We start from the raw sequence: 3,509 nt of genomic DNA, 5'->3' as shown, positions 1-3,509 counted from the left end.
ACCTCCAAGACCAGAACAAGACCCTATAATCGGTGCCAAGGCTTCTATTTTAAGCATTCCCGTTGCCTCTTTCGTTTCAACCCTTTGATAGTTCGAAGAAACATAAGATCCGCGAGCCCATAACCCTGCTTCAGCGGCTCTCCGGTTGGCTAACCCTTTGACAACTTTGCCCCCTGCCTTAGTCCATTTTTGCAATTCAAAAGGAACAGACGCATAATCACCCTCATTAAGCTTTCTCAACAAAGTCGAGTTGCAAAAGGCGCTTGTCCCTACATTATAGCAAAATGACACTAACGCCGCGAATTGTTCATCGCTTAACGAAACCCTCACCGCTTTCGAAACCGCCTTCTCAAATTGCTTTAAATCCTCACAAAGGATCTCTTCGGCTTGCTTTTCCGTGATGCTCATGCCTTTTTTAACAAGCGGGCTACCTGCTTTACTGGTGTGACCATACCCGATCGTCCAAACTCCAATGGCATCTTTATAAGCATTCAAACGTAAACCTTCCCATTGTTTGATCAGCGATAAACCTTCTTGCGATATTGTCCTCATGGCTTGCTCCATAAAAAAGCCCCACAAAAGTGAGGCTCGATAAAAGGGAATAATTGAATGATAGCTGTTCGTGATCTATTGGATGTTCTCTCTTAGTAATTCCTCAACCTCCTCAACTCGAAAGCCAAGGCTACTGAGAAGAGAAACTTCACTCTCTTGCAATTCATACTGAGAGCGCTTTTCGATAACATCTCCCTCAAAATCTAGAGGCATCCCTGTTTCAACGAAAACCGTGTGTGTCTCATCTTCAACACCTTCTTCCCCTTCTCCTAGCTCTTTGACACGAACCCAATGAAAACGCGTTCCTAAAAGGGCTTCTAGCCTTCTTACCGTTTCAGCACGGTCATAGGACAGCATGTTCAAATAATCTTGCTTGCTATTTAAATGCTCTGGATACTCTCTCATCCCCGCACTCTCCTCTAAACAAAATGACGCGGACGACTACAACCACGCGCCCCTAAGGTTTCATCCTTGGAACTACGGGAATACTGACCATTACGAACATATGCTCCATTAGCAGAACCACCAGACCAATTCCCCCCTCCTACCAATACATTCATCACCGTCCTGAAAGCCGTCCTTCCAGCGGTTGTAGAAGCGATCTGCATGGGAAAAGTTTCTGATAAAAACTGCCAAACATAACCACAACCATCCTCACAACCAATATGCGAGATCATGCGGCGCTTGGACGTATCAACATGACCACCCGAATGTTTGGGGCTAGGCGCTTTCTTCCCTTCAATGCCTGTCTTTTCATTGCTTCCATCCATCGCCGAAGCAAACTGTTCATCATTCAACAAACACTTCTTAACACGCAACAAATCCGATAAGTGATCCGTATAGGAGCGATTGGTCGTTATGGGAACACCATACGCAGAGCGCGTCGTTTCACCCGTGCCTGACTGTAAATAAATATCAACCCAAAGGTCTTGAGAGGGATCATACACCATCCCTTCTGGAGAACTATGCGGACGATGATTAAGACACCAAACCGAGTTGGGAAGAATATCCCCCGCCTGATAACCCGATAAAGGGTGACCATCTATCGTGCCAACATCCGCACAAAGCGTATGGAACCCCCCTATCTTCCTCGAAGTCATCGCTGTATAACCATCGGGAAAAGTCGAATTTTCTGAAAAAACAAGTTTGTGTGACTGCCCTGCATCCAAAACCAAATAAATATAATAATCCTTGCCAAGCGAAAGCGAGGAAGGAACCGTGAGTGTTTGATCTGATGTGTAACTAGCAATCAAAACATCATTGGCAAGAAACAAAGGGATATGCGTTCCTTTCTTTAACGTTAATTGTTGTTTATCACTGGCAATAAGAAAGGGGGTAGAAGACGAAACAGCAATCAAATTTAACTGTTTGAGAAAATTATTAAAAGCAGAAGAACTACTCGTGCTCTGACGTGCGGCTAAAGCCGCTTGTTTTGCCTCCCGTGCGGTCTTTTTTGCCTCAGAAACAGTTTGGGTGACTGTGGTTAAACCGGTCTTTGCTAAAAGCGCTAGCTGTTTGGCTTCACTCGCTTCCGTTTTTGCTTGCAAAGCCACACTCTGAGCAGATGTTGCTGTTTTCTTGGCATCATCACTGGTAGCTTTCGCTGTTGTGGCTAACGCCTTCGCATCCTCTGAAACCTGCTTGACTTGATCTACTCCTCGCTTGCCTTCTTCCGCTATAGTCTTTGATTGTTGGGAAAGCGTTTTTGCTTCTCCAGCAATTCTTTTGGCATCATTGACTGAGCTCAGAGCCGCTGTGACACTATCCTTCGCGCCATTGGCTGCTGTAAGAGCTGTTGCTGAAACACCTTTAGCCTCCGTGGATAAAGCCACGGCTCTTTCACTTGCCTGTTTTGCCGCAGTCGCATCTCTTGCCGCCCCATCCGCTAAGGTCTTGCTTGCTGTAGCCGTACTCTCGGCTGTCTTTGATGCCCTTTGTGCTCCCTCAGATACGCTCTTGGCTTCTTTAGCTATCTCCAATGCTTCTGAAGCCTTCGTGGAGGCTCCATCTGCCTTCTTATCGGCTCCCTGGGCGGTTTGCTTGGCTTGACCAGCTTCTTCCTTGGCTTCTTCCGCTTCTACCGCCGCTAAATTGGCTTTAGAGCTCGCCCCATCAGCGACTTTCTTGGCTTGGCTTGCTTCTTCCTGTGCTTCTTCCGCTAACTCTTTTACCTGTTGAGCTGTCGTTTGCGCATTCTTGGCTTCTTGTTTGGCTTCTTGCGAGGCTTGTTTTGCCTCTCCCGCTAGTCTTTGAGCCTCTTGTGCTAATGTCTGCACCGATTGTGCCATTCCCTTGGCTGCATCAGAGCTTTGTTTGGCTTCCTCTATTAAACCTTTCGCTTCAGACGCTATTGTTTTGCTTGCATTGGCTACCGTTTCTGCTCGTTCTGCACTGCTCTTCGCTGTATTGGCTGCTGTTAAGGCTGTTTCTGAAATCCCTTTCGATTCATTAGCTACACTCAACGCTGTTTCTGCTGTACGTTTAGCTGTTTCTGAAACTTGTTGCGCCTCATCAGCCTCTGTTTCTGCCGTCGAAGCCTTCGCTTTCACTGAGATAAGATCTAAGCTAGCCTTCTTGGCTGTCTTTTGTGCTTCTTCAGCTGTTTTTGTCACTGTCGCTACAGTTTGTTGCGTTGCCTCAACTAAACCTTTGACTTCTTCCAAGGCGCTTTTGCTCTCATTGACTACCCTTTGTGCCTCCTCAGCTAAACTCTTCGCTCCATTGGCTTTCTCTCCTGCTTCTTGAGCCTTCGTCGACGCATCTTCTGCCTTTGTCGCTGCTCCTTCTGCCGCTTGCTTGGCATTCTCTGCTGTTCTCTTCACCTCTTGTATGGTAGATTTAACCTCATCAACACCTTGCTTGGCTTCCCCAGCTTTCGCTTGCGCTTGAGAAGCGAATGTTTCTGCCTGTTCTGCCTTGCCCTTAACGGATTCTAATAGCTGTTTGGCTTCTTGTGC

The 3,509-nt window shown here is 46.9% G+C and carries 3 protein-coding genes; all 3 read right to left on the bottom strand.

The genetic code is table 11. The features are described from left to right. Nucleotides 1-552 (bottom strand): lysozyme (locus tag AC0QT4_RS08665; protein ID WP_473201278.1); only part of this gene is annotated, 552 nt, incomplete at its 3' end. A gap of 75 nt (nt 553-627) precedes the next feature. After that, nucleotides 628-957, bottom strand: a complete 330-nt coding sequence (locus AC0QT4_RS08660; RefSeq protein ID WP_473201277.1) for a hypothetical protein — start codon at nt 955-957, stop codon at nt 628-630. A 14-nt stretch (nt 958-971) separates the two neighbouring features. Beyond that, a partial coding sequence (locus AC0QT4_RS08655) for a phage major tropism determinant (protein ID WP_473201276.1) occupies nt 972-3,509 on the bottom strand: 2,538 nt, incomplete at its 5' end.

It is taken from the genome of Bartonella sp. EBT8, assembly GCF_055796165.1.
This window is presented reverse-complemented; position numbering and strand designations above follow the sequence as displayed.

Coding starts and splice junctions, on each gene's coding strand:
- AC0QT4_RS08660 (WP_473201277.1), bottom strand. CDS start 957: ATGAGAGAGTATCCAGAGCATTTAAATAGCAAGCAAGATTATTTGAAC.